This is a genomic window from Streptomyces sp. 2A115, assembly GCF_052245575.1.
GTDB lineage: Bacteria > Actinomycetota > Actinomycetes > Streptomycetales > Streptomycetaceae > Streptomyces.
In genome coordinates this window covers 1-23,755 of record NZ_JBQQCG010000010.1, presented here as the reverse complement: position 1 = coordinate 23,755, position 23,755 = coordinate 1, and the positions used below count along the sequence as shown (strand labels likewise).

The following is a 23,755-nucleotide window of genomic DNA, read 5'->3' as shown; positions in this document are numbered from 1 at the left end:
TCACGTTTCCCCGCAATGGTCTTGACAGGGTCAGACTAAAGACCGGCCTCCGCCCAGGGAACCGGCGGGGGCCGACGGAGACAGCACTGTGACGGTTGCCCCGCGTGTGAACGAGTGGCAACCGACGGGTGATCAGGCATCAAAAGGGCGTCGGCTACTGACGTATCGTCACGTGTTGGCCCCACACAGCATCGGCTGAACCAATGTCACGAGCACACAGTCAAACACCCATCGGCTGGACGGATGTCACGAGCACACGGCCGCATAGCCATCGGTCGAACCGGTGTCGCGACCGCCACAGCAGAACAGCCGTCCGCTGCCCCGTGCCACCCCACGACTTCACCCCGGTCAACCGGTGAACTGATAGGTCGCCGACGCCTGCTCGTAGAGCCGCGTCACCTCGTCCCGCTCGGCCTCCGGACCGCGCACCTGGACCACGTGGTAGCGGCCTTCGACGATGATCGCGAGATTGCGTACGTAGGTCTCGCGTCCCGCCGAGTCCTGCCAGGTGAACTGGCCCTCGGCCATGACCCGTCCGCCCACGTCGATCCGCCGCATCCCGCTGGACGTGGCCCAGGTCGAGTCGCGGAACGGCTGCAGCTCTCGCTCGTCCTCGCGCTGGTACGTCATCGGGTCGGTGCCGTACTCGCTGGTGCTGTCGCGTCCGGGCACGACCAGCAGCTCGAAGTTGCCCTGCGAGTAGACGACTTGGCCCCGGCCGTTCTTTCCTGCCCGGTCCCACCCGTTGGCGACCGCGACGCGGAAGCCCTCGGAGTCCTTGCGCAAGGTGAACCCCTGCGGGAGCTCGGGGCCGGCAGTCTGCGTCGTGGAACTGGACCCAGAACCGGACGACTGCGTCGGGCTGTTTTCCTTGCTCGGCGACGCCTCGTTCTGCGGATCCGTACCCGCGTTCCCGTCCGTCCCCGTACCTGTGCCCGCGTCCGACGAGTGGCCGGGGGCAGGGCTGACGACGTCCCCCGCGGAACTGGTCCGCTCGCCGTCGGTATCGGCCTTGGGCATGAACACCATGGCGTACGCGACGGCCGCGGCCAGTGCCAGCAGTATCAGCACCAGCAGGGTGCGGCCGAGGCGGCGGGGCTTGACCTCCTTGCCCGCCTGCTTGGCCCGCTTGTGGCGGCCGTGCGTGTCGGGCAGCCCGGCGCGGCGCCTGCGGACGAGCTCGCCCCGGCGACGCACGATGGGCAGCCGCGAGGGATCCACGGGCGGCGCCGCCACGACGTACGTCCCCGCCTCCGGCTCGGGTGCCGACCGCACCAGCGAACGCAGCCAGCCGCGCAAGTCCTCGAAGTCCAGCCGCTCGGTGGGATCCTGGCGCAGCAACGACTCCACCACCGGCCTGAGCGGCCCGCACTCCTCCGCGAACGCGGGCGGCTCCGCGCACACCAGCTGCACCAGCTCGGCGGTGCTCTCCTCCGGGTACGGCGCGTGCCCCTGCACGGCCCGGAAAAGCAGCGCCCCCAACGCCCACAGATCCGTGGCCGGTCCGATCGGCGCGGCCAGCTGCCAGTTCTCATGCACGGGCCCGGCCTGCTCGGGCGCCCACCGCTCGGTGACAGGCCCTACAACAGCCATTCGCGCATGCCTGGCCCGCTCGGCCGCCAGAGCGGTGGCGGGGCCTCGGTGGCCGGCGGGGGCGGGGCCGGCGGCGGCGAGCTGACTCCACTGGGTGGGGCCCTCAGTGAGGGCTCCGGCGGCGGCGTGGTCGGGCTGTGCCGCCGCGGAGTCGCCGCCTGATACGCCGCTTCCCGGGAGGCCAGTGCCCTGGGTGGGACTCGGGTACTGCTGCGCCACGGTGCCGTTGCCCGGCGCCGACGCCGGCGCACCGGTGCCGTTCCCGTGGAACCCGGTCATGTCACCGTGGCCCGCAGCTCCAACTCCATTGCCCGGAACACCACTCCCGTTGCCGCCCCCAGGACCAGGAAGCGCGGGAGGCTGGTTCTGACCGTTGCCGCCCGCCATGGGTGCACCAGTGCGCGGCGCCGCTCCATGCCAGGAACTCGACCGCCCCACGCCGTACGGATCGGCGATCTGCCCGGGCGGCGGAGTGTGCTCCATCCCGACCCCGGAGGCCTGCCCGCCCTCGGCATCGCTCCCGGCGGGCCGGGACCGCGGCGCGGGCAACGCCGCGCTCTGCCCACCCCGCTGCTCCTCCTGCACCCGAGCCGCGGCCCGCGCGCCCGCACGGTAGGCCGCGATGGCCCCGGCCCGCGCGGCGCGCACGTCACCGCCGACCTCCAAGGCCCGCTGCCCGCCACCCGACATCTGCGGCGCCTGGGGCACCGGCGGTGCTTGAGCGACAGGCGTCGACGAACCTCCGGCACTCCCACGCACCGCCTCGACCGCGGCACGACCGTCACCGGCAACGAGCGCCCCGGGCACATCGCCTGAGCCGAGCTGCCCCGGCTGACCGGACGCGCCGTACTGGCTGGGCTGACCGGGCTGTCCGTACTGTTCGGACGGCCCGTACTGACCAGACGGGCCACGCCGACCGGAGACCGGACCTCCCGGACCGGCGGCCGCCGCTGCCCCAGACGAACCCCCTGCCTCGCCGTGGCCCTGGCCCTCGCCCTCGCCCTCGGCAGTCGGCACCGGGTCATACCCGCACAGCGCCTCCTCCGCGGCCCCGGCGGCAAGCCCTGTGAGCATCACGCGCCCGTCATCACAGACGAGCACCGTCCGTGCGGTGATGTTCCGGTGCACCCATCCATGGGCGTGCAGCACGCGCAAGGCGGTCAGCACATCGGAAGCCACCTCGGCGGCCCGGTACGGACTCAGCGGCCGCTCCGCGAGCAGCGCCGCCAGCGGCCGCGCGGCCACCAACTCACTCACTATCCACAACGACCCGCCCTCGGCGAACACGTCGAAGACCTGGTCGAGCCGCGGATGGTCAGGGATCTGCGCCGCGGCCTGCGCGGCCTCGATCGCCCGCCGCACCGCGGGTTCCGTGGGCCGCCGCGTGGTCCGCGCGGACGGCCGCCGCACCCCGGCGTCCCGCGACACGAACCCGTCGGGCAGTCCGTCCGCGTCGAGTACCTCCGCCTCGACGACCTCGGGCAACGGCACCTGCCGGACCAGGACTTCCTGCCCGCTGTAGGTGTCGAAGGCCCGGGTCTCGGCGAGTTCGTACTCGTCCGAGGGCGGCAGCGGCAGGCGGTAACGGTCGGCGAGTACCCGTCCCGCATAGTCGTCCACGATGCCTCCCCCGGCCGCCCGGTTGGTCAATTCCGTTCGCCATGCGCCCCGTTGTGGCCGCAGATGTGGCTGCGTACGGTCCGCAACCACTCACGATACGTGCCGGAGGCAACCCACAGTGAGGAGATGCGAGATCTCAGGAGTCTCGTGCCCCTCAGGGCTTCGGTTCGAACGACTTCGTCAGCGTCCGCCACGAGTTTTTACGAAGCTCGGTGTCCCAATTCGACGCCTTCGCGGTGTACATGAGCCCATATCCGAGACTGTCGTTGACGACGAATCCGCGGTCTATCGACCGGTACTTCGTCCCACCGTCCACGTAGGTGAACTCCCAGTCGGCCGTGTTCCAGCCGCGGTAGCCCACCTGCTCTATTCGGATCCGCTCGTACTGCGTCCGCCGCATGGCCCGCTCTTGGTTCTCCCAGTCCGCCACCGGGTCACTCTTGGGCGTCGTGGTCCACCCGACCAGCAGCTTCTGCCCGGCAGGGCCGGCGAACCGGTCCCCCGCCGCGCTCGTGGACTGGAACTTCCATCCCTTGGGCAGCCCGATCGAGAACCCCTGCCCGCTCTTGTACGGCGTCACGACGCCGCCGACGGGATCCTCGCCGGAGGAGCCGCCCTCCGACCCGCTCGACGCACTCGCACTAGCACTGGCACTGGCACTGGCACTCGGCGGAGTCCCCGTGGTCGCGCCCCCGCCTGCGGAGTCGGTCTTCTCGCCACTGTCCGTCTCGGTACCGCTGTCCTTGTCCTCCTTGGCGTCGTTCCCCGCGCTCGCCCCGCTGGACGACGACTTGGTACCGCCGTTCTTGTTCCCCTGGGACCCGGAGTCGTCGTCCCCGCCACCCAATGTCACGGTAAGGATCGTGCCCAGCACCGCCAGCACGACGACCACGGCAATGATCACCAACGTCCGCCGAGGCACCACATCCGTGAGCGGTGCCCTGGGCGCGGGAGGCCTCGGAGGCGTATCCCCGGCACCGGCACCCACCGAAGCCCCGCCGACCGCACTGGAGTTCACCCCGGAAGCGTCGGCACCGCGGCTCTTCGCCGCAGCGGCCTCGTCCACCCCGACGGAAGCGGAAGCGGCCGGAACGGAAGCCTCAGAAGTGGGAGCCGCAGAAGGAGAAACGACCGGAGATGAGACCTCCGGAGGAGAAGCCGCGGGAGGAGAAGCAGAAGCCGCAGGAGCAGCCGAGGCCGCCTTACCGCCCGATCCCTCCGCCGGCCGTTCCGCGGCCTTTCCGGTCCCGGTCCTGGCCACGGCGGCAACCCCGGCCGCCCCGGCGCCCTTTCCCTTCCGCACGGAACGCAACGCTCCACGCAGCCGCTCCCCCGGCTCCTCGCCCTTCTCCTTCTTCTCCCTGGCCTTCTCCCTGGCACCGGCCTTGCCGCCCGAAGCACTCCCCTTCTCGGAAGGGAGATCTGGCAACGGCACGACCTTCGTAGCGTCCGCGGGCTCCGGCTCGTCCTCCTTGGGTTCGGGCGCGTGGATCACCTCGGTGAGCATCGCCCGCGCGCCCGCCTCGTCGAGCCGCTGCTCGGGGTCCTTGACGAGCAGCCCGTAGATGACCGTCTCGAGCGGCCCCGCGCTCTTCGGCCTCTCCAACGGCTCCGTCATCACCGCGGTGAGTGTCGCGATGGCGGAACCCTTGTCGTACGGCGGCACGCCCTCCACCGACGCGTACAGCAGCCCACCGAGCGACCACAGGTCGGCCGCGGGCCCCGGCTTGTGACCGCGCGCCCGCTCCGGCGAGATGTACGAGGGAGCGCCGACGAGCATGCCGGTCGACGTGATGGACGGGTCGCCCTCCACCTGCGCGATACCGAAGTCGGTGAGCACGACCCGGCCGTCCTCGGCGATGAGCACGTTCGACGGCTTCACGTCCCGGTGCAGGATGCCCTCGCGATGCGCCGAACGCAGCACATCGAGAACGGCGAGCCCCACCTCCGCCGCGCGCTTCGGTGTGAGCAGCCCGTCCTCACGGATCGCCTCGGCGAGCGACTTACCCTCGACGAGTTCCATCACGATCCACGGCCGGTTGTCCTCGTCGACCACGTCGAAGACCGTCACCGCGCCGTTGTTCCGGATCCGCGCGATCGCCTTGGCCTCGCGCAACGTCCGCGTGATCAGCCGTCGCTTCTCTTCCTCGTCGATGCTCGACGGGAACCTCAGCTCCTTGACGGCGACCGTACGGCCCAGCGTCTCGTCCTTGGCCCGCCAGACCGTGCCCATGCCGCCGCGGCCGAGGACTTCTCCCAGCCGGTACCGCCCGGCGAGGAGACGCTCGCTCTTGTCCTGACGGGATGCTCCCGCCCGCTCCGCCTCCGACATGCGTCCCCTCATGCAACCCGCCCCGACAGAGCCTCCATTGTCACCCACCCGAGCACCGCCCAACGCCCCGGGTGCCACTCATTCGAAGAGCACCCCACACTCCAAGCCATCCCCGACACCGCGTGCACGCCGCGCCCCGAGCCACCACCGACACCGGCGAGCACGTCCCGCCCCAGGCCACCCCGGACGCCGACGAGCACCCCGCACCCGAGCCGCCCCCGACGCAAGCCCCGCCCACCGATCGATCCAGGCCGTCCCGCATGATGAGCGGCGACGAGGAAGGACCGTGATGCCGCCGCTGAGGACGCTACTGGCCCTACCTGTGTCCCTGGCCCTCCTCGGTCTGATCCCGGCCGGCTCGATGGCCCCGGCACCCCCGGCCTCGGACTCCGTCCTCAGTCAGTTCGTCACCCGGGGCAAGGCCCCGGCTGCCGCCCTCCTCGCCCACGAGGAGTCCGCCTCCCGCTTCGCCCACGCGGAGACGGCCACCACGACTGACGGCACATCCGGCGCCAACGTCCGCCCCGGCAACGCCATCCGCCTCGCCGACCACTTTCGCGCGGGCAGCATCACCAAGACGTTCATCGCGACGGTCGTCCTGCAACTGGCCGCCGAGCACCGCCTGTCCCTGTCCGACTCGGTGGACGCTCATCTGCCAGGCCTGGTCCGCGGCGCGGCCAACGACGGCCGCACCCCGACCCTGCGCGCCCTGCTCACGCACACCAGCGGCCTCGCCGACTTCACCGCCGAGACCTCGGGCACCGTGCCCGTCACTCCTGTTCAGGCCGTACACATCGCACTCACCCACACCCCTTCCGAACGTGGCCGCTTCGCCTACTCCAACACCAACTACGTACTGCTCGGCATGATCGTCGAGCAGGTCACCGGTCGCTCGTACGCCGCCGAGGCCGAGCGTCGCGTCATCACTCCCCTCCGTCTGACCGGCACCTCGTTCCCGGGCGCCCGTCGCTCACTGCCCGACCCGCATGGCCGCGCATACGCAACCGACGGCTCCGACGTCACCGAGCTGGACCCCCGCGTGGCCGGCGCGGCGGGCGAGCTGGTCACCACGCTCGGCGACCTGAACCGCTTCTACGCGGCCCTGCTCCGCGGCGACCTGCTGCCGCCCCGCCAACTGCGCGAGATGCTCAACACCCGCACCGCACACGGCTCGTACGGCATGGGCCTCTACCCGGTGGAACTCCCGTGCGGCACCACGGTGTGGGGTCACAACGGCCGCATATCCGGCAGCTACGTCCGAACCGCAGCCACCGTCCCCCACTCTCAGCTTCGCTCGAGCGGGGACACCCCCATGAGCGGAGGCACTCCCATCGGCCCTCGCGTCCTCACCTTCCGCGTGAACACGGACGCGATCGCAGACCCCGACCTCGAACCCGCCCTGCTCGCCGCCGAGTTCTGCCCCCGCACCCCGTAGAACGGCCGGGTTCCGAGGAAAGATCCCAGGCCAAGACACTCGTTCGAGTGACATTCGAGTGACATCCGCTCGGTTTCGCGAGCCCTCGCCGCCACAGCCGCTCCCAAGGCGCCACAACCGCACGCACGGCGGCCCGAGCCCTGCTCCTCCGCTCCTCTACCTCCGCCCCTGCCCCTGCCCCTACAGCGGCACGATGTCCGGCGCCCCCAGCCGAGCGGCGTCGGCCGTCAGGTCGTCCGGCTGCCGCTGCGACTCCCGCTCCGCCTCCACCCGCTTCTCGTAGTGCTCGACCTCCCGCTCGATCTGGTCCTTGTCCCAGCCGAGAACCGGAGCCATCAACTCCGCCGCCTCCTTCGCACTGCGCGTCCCGCGGTCGAAGGTCTCGATGGAGATACGCGTCCGCCGCGTCAGCACGTCGTCCAGATGCCGCGCTCCCTCGTGCGAGGCGGCGTAGACGATCTCGGCGCGCAGATAGTCCTCGGCCGCCGGCAGAGGCTCACCCAGCGAGCTGTCCGCGGCGATCAGATCGAGCACCTCCTCCGCGAGCGACCCGTACCGGTTCAACAGGTGCTCCACACGCACCACATGAAGGCCGGTCCGCTCGGAGATCCGCGCTCGCGCGTTCCACAGCGCCCGGTACCCCTCGGCTCCGATGAGAGGTATGTCGTCGGTGACGCATTCCGCGACCCGCTGGTCGAGGCCGTGCACCGCCTCGTCCACGGCGTCCTTGGCCATCACCCGGTACGTCGTGTACTTGCCGCCCGCCACGACCACGAGCCCCGGCACCGGATGCGCGACGGTGTGCTCGCGCGACAGTTTGCTCGTGGCGTCCGACTCTCCGGCGAGCAGTGGGCGCAGCCCCGCGTACACCCCCTGCACGTCGTCGCGTGTCAGCGGGAGCGCGAGCACCGAGTTCACATGTTCCAGGAGGTAGTCGATATCGGCGCTGGATGCCGCCGGATGCGCCTTGTCCAGGTCCCAGTCGGTGTCCGTGGTGCCCACGATCCAGTGCCGCCCCCACGGGATCACGAACAGCACGGACTTCTCGGTGCGCAGGATCAGCCCCGTCGTCGACTTGATCCGGTCCTTCGGTACGACCAAATGGATGCCCTTGGACGCCCGTACGTGGAACTGCCCCCTCTCGCCGACCATCGCCTGGGTGTCGTCGGTCCACACCCCGGTGGCGTTGACGACCTGCTTGGCGCGGACCTCGTACTCACCGCCCGCTTCCACATCCTGGACCTTGGCACCGACAACGCGTTCGCCCTCGCGCAGGAAGCCGGTCACGCGCGCGCGGTTGGCGACTTTCGCGCCGTACGCCGCCGCTGTGCGCACCAGCGTCGCCACATAGCGGGCGTCGTCCATCTGCGCGTCGTAGTACTGCAGTGCCCCGACCAGCGCGTCCTTCTTCAGTGCGGGCGCGACGCGCAGCGCGTGACGGCGTGACAGATGCCGGTGGGTGGGCAGTCCGCGCCCGTGTCCGCGCGCCATCGACATCGCGTCGTAGAGCGCGACGCCCGAACCGGCGTACCACCTCTCCCAGCCCTTGTGCTGCAAGGGATACAGGAACGGCACGGGCTTCACGAGGTGTGGCGCTAGCCGTTCGAGAAGCAGCCCGCGCTCCTTCAAAGCCTCCCGTACGAGCCCGAAGTCGAGCATCTCCAGATAGCGCAGGCCGCCGTGGATCAGCTTGCTCGACCGGCTCGACGTGCCCGAGGCCCAGTCACGCGCCTCCACCAGACCGGTGGACAGGCCTCGGGTCACGGCGTCCAACGCGGTGCCCGCGCCGACCACGCCCGCTCCCACGACCAGCACATCCAGCTCACGCTCGGCCATTCCCGCGAGCGACTCGGCGCGCTCCGCCGGCCCCAGTGTCGCTGTCCTCACAGTTGCCTCCCGCTATCTGTCGCGCTGGGCTCACCCGTCCGGCAAGGCCCGGCTCACATCCCCCATTCCCAAATTCTGACCGCGTTGCCCGACTTCGGCCACCACCGGCCGTCGGCCTGTGGATATCTCTCGGCGACTTCCGAAGAAACACAGCCGAACAATCCAGCAAATCGGTCATATTTACTCCTAGTCTGACATTGCGCTCGTCCGTTCTGTCCACAGGGCTTGCGCCCTCGTCCCACTTCGGCTAACGGGAAGGACGGCCCACCGCCATGCCCGCAGATCTCGCCGTCATCGGCCTCGGCCAGCTCGGCCTGCCCCTGGCCCAAGCCGCCGTCACCGCCGGCATCTCGACCCTCGGCTACCAGTGCGGCGACCCCGCGCCGCTGGCCGCCGCCGACCTGCGCCGGATGCTCTCCACCGGCTTCCGGCCGGCCACCAACCCGGCCGAGCTCGGCCGCGTACGCACCGCGGTCGTCTGCGCGCCGACCCCGCGCGGCCCGGACGGAGCGCTCGACCTGGGCCAACTGACCGCGGCCGCCCGCACCCTGGCCTGGCCGACCACCTGCGCCCGCACACCACGGTGATCCTGGAGTCCCCCGTGTACCCGGGCACCACCGAGGAATTCCTCCGTCCGCTCCTCGAAGAGGGCTCTGGGCTACGGGCCGGACGCGACTTCCACCTCGCGTACTCGCCCAGCCGTGTCGACCCCGGGAACCGCGACCACGGACCCGCCAACACCCCGAAGGTCATCGGCGGCCTCACTCCGGCGTGCACCGAGTCGGCTGCCGCCTTCTACGGCCGCCTCACCGACAAGGTGGTACGCGCGCGTGGACCACGCGAAGCGGAGACGGTGCAGCTCCTGGAGACCAACTACCGGCACATCAACATCGCCCTGGTCAACGAAATGGCCGTCCTCTGCCACGACATGGGCGTCGACGTGTGGGACGTCATCCGCTGCGCCGAGACCAAGCCGTTCGGCTTCCAGGCCTTCCGCCCCGGCCCCGGCGTGGGCGGCCACGCGGTCCCCCGCGACCTCGCGGGCCCCAGGACCCGCTCCCTGCGCATGGTCGAGCTGGCCCAGCAGGTCAACAACCACATGCCCCAGTACGTCATGCAGCGCGCGGCCCAACTCCTCAACGAGCACGGCAAGTCGGCCCGCGGCGCGCGCGTGCTACTCCTCGGCGTCACCTACAAGCCCGACCTCGCCGACCAACAAGGCTCCCCGGCACGGGAGATCGCGACCCGTCTGATGGAACTGGGCGCCGCCGTCAGCTACCACGACCCCCACGTCCCGTCGTGGAGCATCCTCGACCGCCCGGTCCCGCGCGTGGACTCGCTCTACGAGGCGGCCGCCGACGCCGACCTGACGATCCTGCTCCAGCAGCACCGCACGTACGACCTCCAGGGGCTGTCGGTGAAGGCCCAGCTGCTGCTGGACACGCGGGGGGCCACGCCTACGGGGGCGGCGCACAGGTTGTGAAGGGGGGCGCGTGGGGGTGGCTGAGCCTCTGGGGCTGGTGGCGTGCGGGGCGGGTCCGCCGCTAGCGTAGGAGGGGCAGGTAGAGCCCACCGCAGGTGGCAGAGAAGTACTGCGGCGGACTCCTGGATGGTTCACAAAGTGTCCGCCCCTACTGGTTATGGGGGCGGCCGCTCACCAACCGAAAATCCGCGAGATCCCCTCCTCCGGTGCCGTGCCGCCCAATGGCGGATCCGGTACCGTACAAAAGGTGGAGCCCACCGCAGGGGGTACTGCGGCAGGCTCCTGACGGGTTACGGGTGTCCGCCCCTATTGTGTCTAGGGGCGGCCGCTCACCGTCCGAAAATCCGCAAGATCCGCCTCCTCCGGCACTTCACCGTCCGCAGACGGATCCGGTCCCAGCGGGTGGGCTTGCGGTGGCGGCCCATAGGCGCCCCCTTCCACGACGCCACCCATTGACCCGGTAGGCAGCACGTCGGAACTCGGGCCGGGCCCCGAGGGCCGGGGTCCGGAACGTTGTCCTTGGAAGGGGGCACCCCACACAACCGGGGCGCCGAACAGGGACGTTATCGCCTCGACACGGCCGTCCAGCGCGCATTCGCCCCGAACGCAACCGTGCGCCCCCTTCCGTGAAACGCGCCACACCAGGGCGACTTGGACACGCGAAGGGGCCCGGACCAAGCAGGTCCGGGCCCCTTCGTGTCGTTTATGTCGTACCGCCGCCTACCTCTTGTGCTGCGAGTCCGCCACCGTGACCTCGACCCGCTGGAACTCCTTGAGCTCGCTGTAGCCGGTCGTGGCCATCGCGCGGCGCAGGGCGCCGAAGAAGTTCATCGAGCCGTCAGGGGTGTGCGAGGGGCCGGCGAGGACCTCCTCGATGGTGCCGACCGTGCCGAGGTCGACCTTCTTGCCGCGTGGCAGCTCGTCGTTGACGGCCTCCATGCCCCAGTGGTTGCCCTTGCCGGGCGCGTCGGTGGCGCGCGCGAGCGGGGAGCCCATCATCACGGAGTCCGCACCGCAGGCGATGGCCTTCGGGAGGTCGCCGGACCAGCCGACACCACCGTCGGCGATCACGTGCACGTACCGGCCGCCGGACTCGTCCATGTAGTCGCGGCGGGCGGCCGCGACGTCCGCCACCGCCGTCGCCATGGGCACCTGGATGCCCAGCACGTTGCGCGTGGTGTGCGCGGCGCCGCCCCCGAAGCCCACCAGGACACCGGCCGCGCCCGTACGCATCAGGTGCAGGGCCGCCGTGTACGTGGCGCAGCCGCCGACGATGACGGGGACGTCCAGCTCGTAGATGAACTGCTTCAGGTTCAGCGGCTCGGAGGCGCCCGAGACGTGCTCGGCAGACACCGTCGTACCGCGGATGACGAAGATGTCGACGCCCGCGTCCACGACGGCCTTGGAGAACTGGGCGGTGCGCTGCGGCGAGAGCGCGGCCGCGGTGACCACGCCCGAGTCGCGCACCTCCTTGATGCGCTGCCCGATCAGCTCCTCCTTGATGGGAGCCGTGTAGATCTCCTGGAGGCGGCGGGTCGCGGTCTCGGCGTCCAGCTCGACGATCTCGTCGAGGAGCGGCTGCGGGTCCTCGTACCGAGTCCAGAGGCCTTCGAGGTTGAGGACGCCCAGGCCGCCCAGCTCGCCGATGCGGATGGCGGTGGCCGGTGAGACGACCGAGTCCATGGGGGCGGCCAGGAAGGGCAGCTCGAAACGGTAGGCGTCGATCTGCCAGGCGATCGAGACCTCCTTCGGGTCTCGCGTACGGCGGCTCGGTACGACGGCGATGTCGTCGAAGGCATACGCCCGGCGGCCGCGCTTGCCGCGCCCGATCTCGATCTCAGTCACGTGTGTGGCCTTTCCCTCTTCGCTTCTGCGCCTTCCAGTATCCCCGACGCATACGACAAGAGCGGTCCCGGAGCCTCCGGGACCGCCCGTGGACGTGCTCCACGCGCGCGTGGAGCACGTTTACCGCTACCGGCCGCGGCTGTAGTTCGGCGCCTCGACCGTCATCTGGATGTCGTGCGGGTGGCTCTCCTTGAGGCCCGCCGACGTGATCCGTACGAAGCGGCCCTTGGACTCCATCTCGTCGATGGAGGCGGCGCCCACGTAGCCCATGGTCTGGCGCAGACCGCCGACGAGCTGGTGCAGCACGTTGCCCAGCGGGCCGCGGTAGGGCACCTGGCCCTCGATGCCCTCGGGTACGAGCTTGTCGTCGGATGCCACCTCGGCCTGGAAGTAGCGGTCCTTGGAGTACGACCTGCCCTGGCCCCGGGACTGCATGGCGCCGAGGGAGCCCATGCCGCGGTACGACTTGAACTGCTTGCCGTTGATGAAGAGAAGCTCGCCGGGCGACTCCTCACAGCCCGCGAGGAGGCTGCCCAGCATCACCGTGTCGGCACCGGCGGCCAGCGCCTTGCCGATGTCTCCGGAGTACTGCAGGCCGCCGTCGCCGATCACCGGGACGCCCGCGGCGCGGGCCGCGAGGGCCGCTTCGTAGATGGCGGTGACCTGTGGGACACCGATGCCGGCGACCACGCGGGTGGTACAGATCGAGCCGGGGCCCACGCCCACCTTGACGCCGTCGACACCGGCGTCGATCAGGGCCTGGGCGCCGTCACGGGTGGCGACGTTGCCGCCGATCACGTCGACGCCGACGCTCGACTTGATCTTCGCCATCCAGTTGAGGGCGTTGCTGTTGTGCCCGTGTGAGGTGTCGACGATCAGGAAGTCCACGCCGGCCTCGGCGAGCGCCTGGGCGCGCTCCAGCGCCTCGGGGCTCGCGCCCACGGCGGCACCGACGAGGAGGCGGCCCTCCCCATCCTTCGCGGCGTTCGGGTACTTCTCGGCCTTCACGAAGTCCTTGACCGTGATGAGGCCCTTGAGAACTCCCGCGTCGTCGACCAGCGGAAGCTTCTCGATCTTGTGGCGGCGCAGCAGCTGCATGGCGTCGTTGCCGGAGATGCCGACCTTGCCGGTGACCAGGGGCATCGGGGTCATGACCTCGCGCACCTGACGGGAGCGGTCGGTCTCGAAGGCCATGTCGCGGTTGGTGACGATGCCGAGCAGCTTGCCGTTGCCGTCGGTGACCGGCACGCCGCTGATGCGGAACTTGGCGCACAGCGCGTCGGCCTCGGCGAGCGTCGCGTCCGGGTGCACGGTGATCGGGTCGGTGACCATGCCGGACTCGGAGCGCTTCACCAGGTCGACCTGGTTGACCTGGTCCTCGATGGACAGGTTGCGGTGCAGCACGCCGACACCGCCCTGGCGGGCCATGGCGATCGCCATGCGGGACTCGGTCACCTTGTCCATCGCCGCCGAGAGCAGCGGGATGTTCACGCGCACGTTGCGGGAGATGCGGGACGAGGTGTCGACCGCGTTGGGCAGCACTTCAGAGGCGCCCGGCAGCAGCAGCACGTCGTCGTAGGTCAGCCCGAGTGTCGCGAATTTCTCGGGCACTCCGTCGACGTTGGCAGTCATGACACCTTCCCCAAATGGCCTTGATCGGTGCGGATGTCCATGCTAACGGGAAGCATGGCTCTCTCATTCCACGGTTACGGTGCCCCTCGGCTTCGTAGCTTCCTACGGGCGGGGCGTCTTCTCTGCTCACCCGGCGCCGTCACCCTCCGGGAGACCTGGGCCGTGGTCGGCCTCTGCCCGCCACCGCCGGTCCACACCGACCCGTACGTCGGTCATCGCGGCGGTAAAAAATTTGCCATTCCAACGAGAAAAACCATCCTGCCAGGAGGCCGACGCGAGGAGATACCGGCCTGACGGAACGCTCCCGCCCCGCGATACGGGCCTGGCGGGATGTCGTCTCGATGACGCAACCCCACTGAATGGAGCCCGCAGGGGACGCCGACCCCGACGAGACAACGACCCGATGGGTCCGGGCCCGAGCGGACGCCAACCCGGCTGAGTAGCTCCTGGAAAGCGCCGGTCTGGCGGCCACCGGTCCGACAGAATTCCCGCGCGGCCGGCCGGCCGGATGGGACCGTCGAGCGCCGGAGCGCGACCCGACGAATGCTCTCCTCGTCAGTGATCAGCCCGACAGAACGCGTCCCGGCGAGAGACCAACCGCACATCAGCCCTGCGGCGAGGCAGGCGGCACAGGCCGCACAGCCCTACGACGCAGGCGGCGCGCCAACCCTGCGAGGCGTGCGCGCGCCAGCCGCGATGAAGAAGACCCGCTACTGCTCCGCCAGCGCCCTCAGGCGGTTCAGGGCCCTGTGCTGGGCCACTCGGACCGCCCCCGGTGACATTCCCAACATCTGGCCCGTCTCCTCCGCCGTGAGGCCCACCGCGATCCTCAGCAGGAGTAGCTCCCGCTGGTTCTCGGGGAGGTTGGCCAGGAGCTTCTTGGCCCACTCGGCGTCGCTGCTGAGGAGGGCGCGCTCCTCGGGGCCGAGCGAGTCGTCCGGCCGCTCGGGCATCTCGTCCGACGGCACCGCCGTCGAGCCGGGATGGCGCATCGCGGCGCGCTGCAGATCGGCGACCTTGTGCGCGGCGATGGCGAAGACGAAGGCCTCGAAGGGGCGCCCGGTGTCCTTGTAGCGCGGCAGCGCCAGAAGCACCGCTACGCAAACCTCCTGCGCGAGGTCCTCCACGAAGTGCCGCGCGTCGCCCGGCAGTCGGGACAGCCGCGTGCGGCAGTACCGGATCGCGAGCGGATGGACATGGGCGAGGAGGTCGTGCGTGGCCTGCTCGTCGCCCTCCACAGCACGATGGACGAGCGACCCAATCGCCCCTTGGGCAGAGGCCGCCTCGTCGTCGCGCATCGGTCCATGGTGCCTTGGCGTCGTCCGATCCGTGGCACCGCGTCCGTAGTTGTGCACCGAAGCGTTATGAGCAGGTGCGCCGGAACTCATATCCTGCGCCCTCCCCTCCCGCTCGACCGACTCGTTCCCGAGGAACTCCACACCTCAAGGATGCGGCATCCGCCGGGAAACCGGGATCGGGCACAAGAACGGCTGACTTCGTTCCCCCGTCGGGCCCCGCCCCACCCGCTGTTCTGCGGGCGGGGATGACCGTACCCCCGTGACGGTTCACCTAGCGGACCAGGCCCCACCGGAAGCCGAGCGCCACCGCGTGCGCGCGGTCCGAGGCGCCGAGCTTCTTGAACAGCCGTCGGGCGTGGGTCTTGACCGTGTCCTCGGAAAGGAACAGCTCACGACCGATCTCCGCGTTCGACCGGCCGTGGCTCATGCCCTCCAGGACCTGGATCTCACGCGCGGTGAGCGTGGGCGCGGCACCCATCTCGGCCGACCGCAGTCTGCGCGGGGCGAGCCGCCAGGTCGGGTCCGCGAGGGCCTGGGTGACGGTCGCACGCAATTCCGCGCGGGAAGCGTCCTTGTGGAGATAGCCGCGGGCCCCGGCGGCGACCGCGAGCGCGACACCGTCCAGATCCTCGGCGACGGTGAGCATGATGATGCGCGCACCGGGGTCGGCGGACAGCAGCCGCCGGACCGTCTCCACGCCGCCCAGACCGGGCATGCGTACGTCCATCAGAATCAGGTCCGAACGGTCGGCACCCCAGCGGCGGAGGACTTCCTCGCCGTTGGCCGCCGTGGTCACGCGCTCGACACCGGGCACGGTCGCCACCGCGCGGCGGAGCGCTTCTCGGGCAAGCGGGGAGTCGTCGCAGACGAGGACGGATGTCATGACCGTCCTCCGCAGCTGATGCGCGTCACCTTGAGCCTCCAGGCTGGTACGAAATGTCACCTGTGCGGTCGACCGACTCGGACGCTTGCCCGAGCGCTTGTTCTTTCAACCGCCTCCGCACTCTCAACGACGGTCACTCGAAAGAGTTACGGGGCCGTGAGCCACCTTCGGCACTCTACGTGAGGGGGTGGACACGGTGCAGACACCCGCAACGGACCCTCAAGGTTTCATCACAAGCCATGCCCCATTTAGCCGTTTTTCTTCCCATTTCTCAGTGTCTGAGGCTAGATTCGCCATGAGTCATATTTTCATCTCCTTAGATCGCAGATGTACGATCATGGTCATGTAACCGGCCAGAACGGCTACAAGGGGACAACGCAATGGCAGATTTCTCCCGCCTTCCCGGACCCAACGCGGATCTGTGGGACTGGCAGCTCCTCGCGGCCTGCCGCGGAGTCGACAGTTCGCTCTTCTTCCACCCCGAGGGGGAGCGTGGTGCGGCACGGAGCGCTCGCGAGAACTCGGCCAAAGAGGTCTGTATGAGGTGCCCGGTACGCGCGGAGTGCGCGGCCCACGCCTTGGCGGTGCGCGAGCCGTACGGCGTATGGGGCGGGCTGACCGAGGACGAGCGCGAGGAACTCATGGGCCGGGCGCGCAACCGCCTGGTCTCGGCGTCGGCGTCGAGCGGTGGCGCACCGTCGCACAACTGAAGGAACGTTTCTGCATTGGGTACGCGCGCGTGTGCCCCTACTTTTCGCCCCCCGGGGCATACCGGGTCTGTGGGGCTCAGCGCGCCGCGGCCCGGGCGAGCTGGTCCAGCGTGGCCGCCACCGCCGGCACTTGGGCCAGGTCCGGGAGGGTGAGCGCGACGATCTCCCGGCGCAGCGCGGGTTCCACCGTCACGGTGCGGGCGCCCTTGGGGCGTACGGACTCGATGGCGAGCTCGGGGAGGACCGCGACGCCGAGGCCCGCTCCGACCAGGCCGACCACGGCCGGGTAGTCGTCGGTCGCGAAGTCGATGCGGGGCGTGAAGCCCGCGTTCTCGCAGACCTCGACCAGCTGGGCGCGGCAGCGGGGGCAGCCGGCGATCCACGGCTCGTCGGCGAGTTCGCCGATGGCGACCGACCGCGCCTTGGCCAGCCGGTGTCCTTCGGGGACCAGGCCGACGAGCCGGTCCCTCAGCAGGGGACGTACCACCAGGTCGTCCCACTCCTCCACGCCCGCCGCGCCCTCGCCCACCCGTCTCGCACCACCGCCCTTGTTCAGAGGCGCTTCGCGCCGCTGCTCATATCTGAAGGCGAGCGTCACATCGCAGTCGCCTTCACGGAGCATCTCGACCGAGCGGGGCGGCTCGGCCTCCTCCAGGGAGACCCGCGTGCCGGGGTGCGCGGCGCGCAGGGCGGCCAGCGCGGTCGGTACGAGCGTGGAACTGCCGCTGGGGAACGAGACCAGGCGCACCCGGCCGGCGCGCAGGCCCGCGATCGCGGCGACCTCCTCCTCGGCGGCCGTCAGCCCGGCGATGATGCCCGCCGCATGCCGCACGAGGGCCTCGCCGGCCTGGGTCAGGCGCATCTCACGACCCGTGCGGATCAGCAGCGGCGTGCCGACGGAGGCTTCGAGGGCCTTCATCTGCTGGCTGACGGCGGGCTGGGTGCAGCCCAGTTCTCGTCCCGCCGCCGAGAAGGAGCCGGTGCCGGCGACGGCGCGCAGCACACGGAGATGACGGGCTTCGATCACCCTTCGAGCATAAGTGAGTCTTGGACAGGGCGGCGAATATTACGTCGACGCTTTGGCTCGGATCGCCTAGCGTGCCGTCATGAAGCTTCTGTCTCTGAATCTGGGCCGGCCCAAGGCCGTGCCGTACACGGACCAGGCCGACGGCGTGACCGGGATGGACAAGCGACCGGTGGACGGGCCCGTGCGGGTGGCGGCGCCCGGGCCGAAGGGGGTCGGCGCGAGCGGTCTCGCCGGGGACGCCGTGTGCGAGACGCGGCATCACGGCGGGGACGACCAGGCCGTTTACGCCGTCGCTCGCGAGGACCTCGACGACTGGGAGCGCGAGTTGGGGCGGCCGCTGGCCGGCGGGTCGTTCGGCGAGAACCTCACGACGGAAGGGCTCGACGTCTCCGGCGCGAAGATCGGGGAGCGCTGGCGCATTGGATCCGAGGTCGTTCTCGAGGTCACCTCCGGAAGGATTCCCTGCCTCACCTTCCAAGGCCATATGGGTGAGAAGGGATGGGTCAAGCGGTTCACCGCGAAGGGTGCGCCCGGTGCGTATCTGCGGGTGATCGAGCCCGGAGAGATACGGGCGGGCGATCCGATCGAGATCGTGCACCGGCCTGATCACGAGGTGACCGTCGCCTTCCAGTTCCGTGCGACGACGACCGAACGGGGTTTGCTGCCGCGGGTTTTGGCGGCGGCGGACGCGCTGCATCCGGGGGACCTGGAGACAGCGCGGAGGTACGTGGAGAAGTACGGCCAGGGTGAGGGATGAGCGCGGAGGCGTGACCTGTTGTGCGGCGCCGACGGGGCGTGAGGGGCGGACACCGGAAGTAGGGGTTCCGGCGAGCGGAGACCGCTCGCCGGGTCACTAATCTTGGCGCATGACAACGGCTTTGATTACGGGATCGACCGCGGGCATCGGTGCCGCCTTCGCGCGGCGGCTGGCCTCCGACGGGCACAACCTCGTGCTGGTGGCGCGTGACACGGAGCGACTTGGCGAGCAGGCGACCGAGTTGCACGACCGGCACGGCATCGAGGCGGAGGTGCTGACGGCGGATCTGGCGACGGACAAGGGCATCGAGGCGGTGGCCACCCGCCTCTCGGACCGCAGGAACGCCGTCGACCTGCTGGTCAACAACGCGGGCTTCGGCAACAAGGGCCGCTATCTGGATGTACCGATGGCGGACGAGTTGATGATGCTCAAGGTGCACTGCGAGGCGGTGCTCCGGCTGACCTCGGCGGCGACCGAGTCCATGCGGGAGCGCGGCCGTGGAGGCGTCGTCAATGTGGCGTCGGTGGCCGCCTTCGTGCCGCGCGGCACGTACGGGGCGTCGAAGGCGTGGGTCGTGCAGTTCACGCAGGGCGCGGCGAAGGACCTGGCCGGCAGCGGCGTACGGCTGATGGCGCTGTGCCCCGGTTTCGTGCGGACCGAGTTCCACGAACGGGCCGGGATGGGCACGGACAACATCCCCAACTGGATGTGGCTCGACGCGGACAAGGTGGTCGCCTCCGCGCTCGCCGACCTGGCGCGTGGCAAGTCGCTGTCCATTCCGGACCCGCGGTACAAGGCCATGATGGGTGTGGTGAAGGTGACGCCGCGGGCGCTGCTCGGCGGGATCAGCTCGAAGACGGGGCGGAAGTACGGGCCGCAGTGACCCCGGTGGCACCGTTATGCGGAACGCCATGCACATCGGAATCCCCTTCGGCCTGAGCGGTGGCCGGAGGGGATTTTCACTAAAATGGGCGTATTCCATCGGATCTGGGGGGCCGGAAGGCGGCGCCATGACATTCGTACAGTTGATCGACTGCAAGACGAGCCGGTTCGATGAGATGAACCGGCTCATGGACACCTGGGTCGAGCAGACCAAGGGGAAGAGGACCGCGACGCACAACGTGATCGGGAAGGACCGGTCCGACGCGTCGCACTTCATCGAGATCGTGGAGTTTCCGTCGTACGAGGAAGCGATGCGGAACTCGAACCTTCCGGAGACCGACAGGATCTTCCGGGAGATGGTGGCTCTGTGCGACGAGATGCCGACATTCACGGACCTGGACGTGGTCCGCGACGAGCAGCTGTACGCGGTCAACATCCGCAGGTTCTTCGAGACCTTGGGCACCAAGGGTGAGCTTCCGCCGCTCAATGACCTGATCGCCGAGGACTGCCACGACCACAATCCCGCCAACCAGCAGGACAGCATCGGACTGGACGCGATCCGGCGCGACATCCGCATGTGGCGCGACGGGTTCGACTTCACGTTCACGATCGAGGACGTGATCTCCCAGGGCGACCGGGTCTGTGCACGCTGGACGTGGGACGCCACGCACAAGGGCGACTTCCTGGGCATCTCGGCGTCCGGCAAGAAGGTCGGCATGACCGGAACGACCATCTTCCGCTGCCATGAGGACGGGAAGATCGCCGAGACCTGGTGGCAGTACGACATGCTGGGGCTGATGGGACAGCTCGGCGCGCTCGAGCAGCTCGAGGTGTAACTCGAGGCGTAACGGGCGAAGGCCTCTCGAGACGTAGCGGGCGAAAGGCTGAGGCCCGGTTCCCCGCGGGGGAACCGGGCCTCAGCTGTCGGCTACGAACCTCAGTGGGAGTGGCCGTGACCGTGGCCGTGACCGGCCTCGGCCTCTTCCTCGGCCGGCTTCTCGACGACCAGGGTCTCGGTCGTGAGGAGCAGGGAGGCGATGGAGGCGGCGTTCTCCAGGGCGGAGCGGGTGACCTTGACCGGGTCGATGACACCGGCCTTCACCAGGTCGCCGTACTCGCCGGTGGCGGCGTTGAAGCCCTGGCCCGCCTCGAGCTCGGCGACCTTGGCGGTGATGACGTAACCCTCCAGGCCGGCGTTCTCGGCGATCCAGCGCAGCGGCTCGACGACGGCGCGGCGGACGACCGCGACACCGGTGGCCTCGTCGCCGGTCTTGTCGAGACCGCCCTCCAGGACCTTGGCGGCGTGGACGAGCGCGGAGCCACCACCGGAGACGATGCCCTCCTCGACCGCGGCGCGGGTCGCGGAGATGGCGTCCTCGAGACGGTGCTTCTTCTCCTTCAGCTCCACCTCGGTGGCGGCGCCGACCTTGATCACGCACACGCCGCCGGCCAGCTTCGCGAGGCGCTCCTGGAGCTTCTCTCGGTCCCAGTCGGAGTCCGTGGACTCGATCTCGGCCTTGATCTGGTTGACCCGGCCGACCACGTCGGCGCTGTTGCCGCCGCCGTCGACGATCGTCGTGTCGTCCTTGGTGACGGTGACGCGGCGGGCGGTGCCCAGCACGTCCAGGCCGACCTGGTCGAGCTTGAGGCCGACCTCCTCGGCGATGACCGTGGCACCGGTGAGGGTGGCCATGTCGCCGAGCATCGCCTTGCGGCGGTCACCGAAGCCGGGGGCCTTGACGGCCACCGCGTTGAACGTGCCGCGGATCTTGTTCACGACCAGGGTCGACAGGGCCTCGCCCTCGACGTCCTCGGCGATGATCAGCAGCGGCTTGGAGGAGTTGGTCTGGATGACCTTCTCCAGCAGGGGCAGCATGTCCTGGATGGAGGAGATCTTGCCCTGGTGGATCAGGATGTACGGGTCGTCGAGGACGGCCTCCATACGCTCCTGGTCGGACACCATGTACGGGGACAGGTAGCCCTTGTCGAAGGCCATGCCCTCGGTGAAGTCCAGCTCCAGACCGAAGGTGTTGGACTCCTCGACGGTGATGACACCGTCCTTGCCGACCTTGTCCATCGCCTCGGCGATGAGCTCGCCGACCTGGCTGTCCTGGGCGGACAGACCGGCCACAGCGGCGATGTCGGACTTCTCGTCGATCGGGCGAGCCGTCGCGAGGAGCTCCGCGGAGATGGCCTTGACCGCGGCGTCGATGCCCTTCTTCAGGGCGGCCGGGGAGGCGCCCGCGGCGACGTTCCGCAGGCCTTCGCGGACCAGCGCCTGGGCCAGCACGGTGGCGGTGGTCGTACCGTCACCCGCTACGTCGTTGGTCTTGGTCGCCACCTCCTTCACCAGCTGGACGCCGAGGTTCTCGTACGGGTCGTCGACCTCGACCTCGCGGGCGATGGTGACACCGTCGTTGGTGATGGTGGGTGCGCCGAACTTCTTGTCGATGACGACGTTGCGGCCCTTGGGGCCGATCGTCACCTTGACCGTGTCGGCAAGCTTGTTGACGCCGCGCTCGAGGGCGCGACGGGCGTCCTCGTCGAACTTCAGGATCTTCGCCATGGGAGCGTTTGCCCTCTCGGAAATCTAGAGGTGTGGGTCTAGGAGTGAACGAACTGCGCCCCCGACGCCCGGCTTCTTATGGTCGCGGGGGCCAGGGGCGCAGTTCTGCAAGCAGTAATGCTGAGGTGAATTACTTCTCGATGATCGCGAGCACGTCGCGGGCCGAGAGGACGAGGTACTCCTCGCCGTTGTACTTCACCTCGGTGCCGCCGTACTTGCTGTACAGCACGATGTCGCCGGTCTTCACGTCGAGCGGCAGGCGCTCGCCGTTCTCGAACCGACCCGGGCCCACCGCAAGGACGACGCCCTCCTGGGGCTTCTCCTTCGCGGTGTCCGGGATGACCAGGCCAGAGGCCGTGGTCTGCTCGGCATCCAGCGGCTGGACCACAATGCGGTCCTCGAGCGGCTTGATGGCAACCTTGGAGCTGGTGGTCGTCACGATCCGACCTCCCCCTTCGGAGATCTCACGGGGTTAACTGTCTGAGGTGGCGACCAGGTGGATCCGTCGTCGCGGGTGCCGGACCTGCCCGTCGCTATTGGCACTCTCCTAGGGGGAGTGCCAGAGCTGAGACTATGACTGTGATTAGCACTCGGTCAAGCGGAGTGCCAGTTGCCCGCGGCGCGGAGCCGGACTTTGGGTCACCCGGAGGTGGGGGTCTCACCCGGAGACGGGGTGGGCGTACCTGGGGGGCTGCCGCCCCCAGACCCCCGCTTTCGGCCTGAACGGCCTCGTCCCAGACGTCGGACTGGCCGGGCCTGGAGATAGTCCTCCAGGCGAGCCCGCGTGGAGCCCTGCCGCTGGATGCGGGTCGGTATCCGGGGCGTCGTCTCCGTGAGCCCTGTCCTTGGTGGGGATGGTCGTGAAGACCGGCGGGAGGTTTTCCTGACCGTCCACCTCGAAGCCCTTGCGGGTGGTGATGTGCGGCTGCTTCGCGGAGCCTGGGGTGTGGGCAGCGGGGTCTTCGCCGACCTCACCGCGTGCGGGCGGCGGCGAGCCGGCTGCGCCGCGCGTGCGCCGGCTCGTAGGCCGAGTTCGGAGGCATAGGCGTAGGCGTCGGCGTCCAGGGCCCGGGCGGGTGGGGCCTCAGCAGCTGTTGGCCGGCGGCCGGACTGACGTCGCCGTCACCGCCACCGGACGCGCGTCATCCACCGACTGGCCCACAATGGGTCGGTGAACGACCTCGATCCGCTGGACTCCTTCGTCTCGCTCCTCACCCCGGAGGGCCATGCCCTGCTCGACGAGGTGCGCGGCACCGAACCGGCGCAGGAGTTGGCCGTGGCCACGCGGCTGCGGCGAGAGCACCCCGTCGGGCTCGTCTCGGCGGCGCTCGGGCAGGCCCGGTTGCGGCAGCGGGCCGTGGTGAAGTTCGGTGCGGCCGACGCGGGGCGGATGTTCTTCACTGCGAACGGGGTGGAGCAGGCGACCCGGGCGACCGTCGCGGCGTACCGTGCCGGGCGTTTCCAGGAGCTCGGCGTGCGTTCCGTCGCCGATCTGTGCTGCGGCATCGGGGGTGACGCGATCGCGCTCGCCCGTGCCGGGATCCGTGTTCTCGCCGTCGACCGGGACCCGCTGACCTGCGCGGTGGCGCGGGCGAACGCCGACGCGCTCGGGCTCGCCGACCTGATCGAGGTGCGGGAGGCGGATGTCACGGAGGTCGACACGTCCTCGTACGACGCCGTCTTCGTGGACCCGGGTCGGCGTGGGGGGCGGGGCCGGATCTTCGATCCCGAGGCGTACTCGCCGCCTCTGTCGTGGGCTGTCGGGGCGGCCCTCAAGGCGCCTCTGGCCGCTCTGAAGATCGCGC

At 69.8% G+C, this 23,755-nt stretch carries 17 protein-coding genes and 1 pseudogene; 8 read left to right on the top strand and 10 right to left on the bottom strand.

Features of this window, described 5'->3' with window-relative positions; genetic code table 11:
- Positions 1-348: 348 nt before the first annotated feature.
- A complete protein-coding gene (locus ACTWQR_RS11515; RefSeq protein WP_443226884.1) occupies positions 349-3,213 on the bottom strand; it encodes a protein kinase in 2,865 nt (954 codons plus the stop codon).
- A 154-nt stretch (positions 3,214-3,367) separates the two neighbouring features.
- Positions 3,368-5,545 (bottom strand): serine/threonine-protein kinase, encoded by a 2,178-nt coding sequence (locus ACTWQR_RS11510; protein WP_443226883.1) that lies wholly within the window; start codon positions 5,543-5,545, stop codon positions 3,368-3,370.
- A 122-nt stretch (positions 5,546-5,667) separates the two neighbouring features.
- Here ACTWQR_RS11510 and ACTWQR_RS11505 point away from each other — a divergent pair, with 122 nt between their 5' ends.
- Both ACTWQR_RS11505 and ACTWQR_RS11500 read left to right on the top strand, forming a co-directional pair.
- Positions 5,668-5,835, top strand: coding sequence for a hypothetical protein (locus tag ACTWQR_RS11505; RefSeq protein ID WP_443226882.1), 168 nt, complete (start codon positions 5,668-5,670; stop codon positions 5,833-5,835).
- Positions 5,835-6,980, top strand: coding sequence for a serine hydrolase domain-containing protein (locus tag ACTWQR_RS11500; protein ID WP_443226881.1), 1,146 nt, complete (start codon positions 5,835-5,837; stop codon positions 6,978-6,980). The genes ACTWQR_RS11505 and ACTWQR_RS11500 overlap by 1 nt, the downstream gene beginning before the upstream one ends.
- A gap of 180 nt (positions 6,981-7,160) precedes the next feature.
- Here ACTWQR_RS11500 and ACTWQR_RS11495 read toward each other — a convergent pair whose 3' ends face one another.
- Positions 7,161-8,867 (bottom strand): glycerol-3-phosphate dehydrogenase/oxidase, encoded by a 1,707-nt coding sequence (locus ACTWQR_RS11495; RefSeq protein ID WP_443226880.1) that lies wholly within the window; start codon positions 8,865-8,867, stop codon positions 7,161-7,163.
- Positions 8,868-9,139: 272 nt separating this feature from the next.
- On the opposite strand from ACTWQR_RS11495, the pseudogene ACTWQR_RS11490 reads away from it, so the two are divergent.
- Positions 9,140-10,350, top strand: a pseudogene (locus tag ACTWQR_RS11490) (nucleotide sugar dehydrogenase).
- 720 nt (positions 10,351-11,070) lie between these two features.
- Here ACTWQR_RS11490 and ACTWQR_RS11485 read toward each other — a convergent pair.
- The 4 genes from ACTWQR_RS11485 to ACTWQR_RS11470 form a co-directional block, all read right to left on the bottom strand.
- Positions 11,071-12,195 carry a GuaB3 family IMP dehydrogenase-related protein gene (locus tag ACTWQR_RS11485; protein WP_443226879.1) on the bottom strand — a complete coding sequence of 375 codons (1,125 nt, stop codon included), beginning with the start codon at positions 12,193-12,195 and terminating at the stop codon, positions 11,071-11,073.
- Positions 12,196-12,321: 126 nt separating this feature from the next.
- Entirely contained in the window at positions 12,322-13,827 is a 1,506-nt protein-coding gene (gene guaB, locus ACTWQR_RS11480) for an IMP dehydrogenase (RefSeq protein WP_443226878.1), read from the bottom strand.
- Positions 13,828-14,537: 710 nt separating this feature from the next.
- Positions 14,538-15,125 carry a sigma-70 family RNA polymerase sigma factor gene (locus ACTWQR_RS11475; RefSeq protein ID WP_443226877.1) on the bottom strand — a complete coding sequence of 196 codons (588 nt, stop codon included), beginning with the start codon at positions 15,123-15,125 and terminating at the stop codon, positions 14,538-14,540.
- Positions 15,126-15,396: 271 nt separating this feature from the next.
- The gene (locus tag ACTWQR_RS11470) at positions 15,397-16,008 is read right to left on the bottom strand and encodes a response regulator transcription factor (protein ID WP_003948568.1); all 612 of its coding nucleotides are present in this window, start codon (positions 16,006-16,008) and stop codon (positions 15,397-15,399) included.
- A 380-nt stretch (positions 16,009-16,388) separates the two neighbouring features.
- Between ACTWQR_RS11470 and ACTWQR_RS11465 the strand changes: the two genes are divergently transcribed.
- Positions 16,389-16,718 carry a WhiB family transcriptional regulator gene (locus tag ACTWQR_RS11465; protein WP_443226876.1) on the top strand — a complete coding sequence of 110 codons (330 nt, stop codon included), beginning with the start codon at positions 16,389-16,391 and terminating at the stop codon, positions 16,716-16,718.
- A 76-nt stretch (positions 16,719-16,794) separates the two neighbouring features.
- Here the strand turns inward: ACTWQR_RS11465 and ACTWQR_RS11460 are convergent, their stop codons facing one another.
- Positions 16,795-17,745, bottom strand: a complete 951-nt coding sequence (locus ACTWQR_RS11460; RefSeq protein ID WP_443226875.1) for a LysR family transcriptional regulator — start codon at positions 17,743-17,745, stop codon at positions 16,795-16,797.
- 79 nt (positions 17,746-17,824) lie between these two features.
- On the opposite strand from ACTWQR_RS11460, the gene ACTWQR_RS11455 reads away from it, so the two are divergent.
- The 3 genes from ACTWQR_RS11455 (at position 17,825) to ACTWQR_RS11445 (ending at position 20,220) form a co-directional block, all read left to right on the top strand.
- Positions 17,825-18,502: an MOSC domain-containing protein gene (locus ACTWQR_RS11455; RefSeq protein ID WP_443226874.1), complete on the top strand. Its 678-nt coding sequence runs from the start codon at positions 17,825-17,827 to the stop codon at positions 18,500-18,502.
- 109 nt (positions 18,503-18,611) lie between these two features.
- Positions 18,612-19,385, top strand: a complete 774-nt coding sequence (locus ACTWQR_RS11450) for an SDR family NAD(P)-dependent oxidoreductase (RefSeq protein WP_443226873.1) — start codon at positions 18,612-18,614, stop codon at positions 19,383-19,385.
- 127 nt (positions 19,386-19,512) lie between these two features.
- The gene (locus ACTWQR_RS11445) at positions 19,513-20,220 is read left to right on the top strand and encodes an ester cyclase (RefSeq protein ID WP_443226872.1); all 708 of its coding nucleotides are present in this window, start codon (positions 19,513-19,515) and stop codon (positions 20,218-20,220) included.
- Between the two features lie 101 nt (positions 20,221-20,321).
- On the opposite strand, the gene groL is transcribed toward ACTWQR_RS11445, so the two are convergent.
- Both groL and groES read right to left on the bottom strand, forming a co-directional pair.
- Positions 20,322-21,950: a chaperonin GroEL gene (groL, locus tag ACTWQR_RS11440; RefSeq protein ID WP_443226871.1), complete on the bottom strand. Its 1,629-nt coding sequence runs from the start codon at positions 21,948-21,950 to the stop codon at positions 20,322-20,324.
- 130 nt (positions 21,951-22,080) lie between these two features.
- On the bottom strand, positions 22,081-22,389 hold the full coding sequence (gene groES, locus ACTWQR_RS11435; RefSeq protein WP_003998759.1) for a co-chaperone GroES: 309 nt from the start codon (positions 22,387-22,389) through the stop codon (positions 22,081-22,083).
- A gap of 732 nt (positions 22,390-23,121) precedes the next feature.
- Between groES and ACTWQR_RS11430 the strand changes: the two genes are divergently transcribed.
- The coding region (locus ACTWQR_RS11430) for an SAM-dependent methyltransferase (protein WP_443226870.1) at positions 23,122-23,755 on the top strand (634 nt) is incomplete at its 3' end.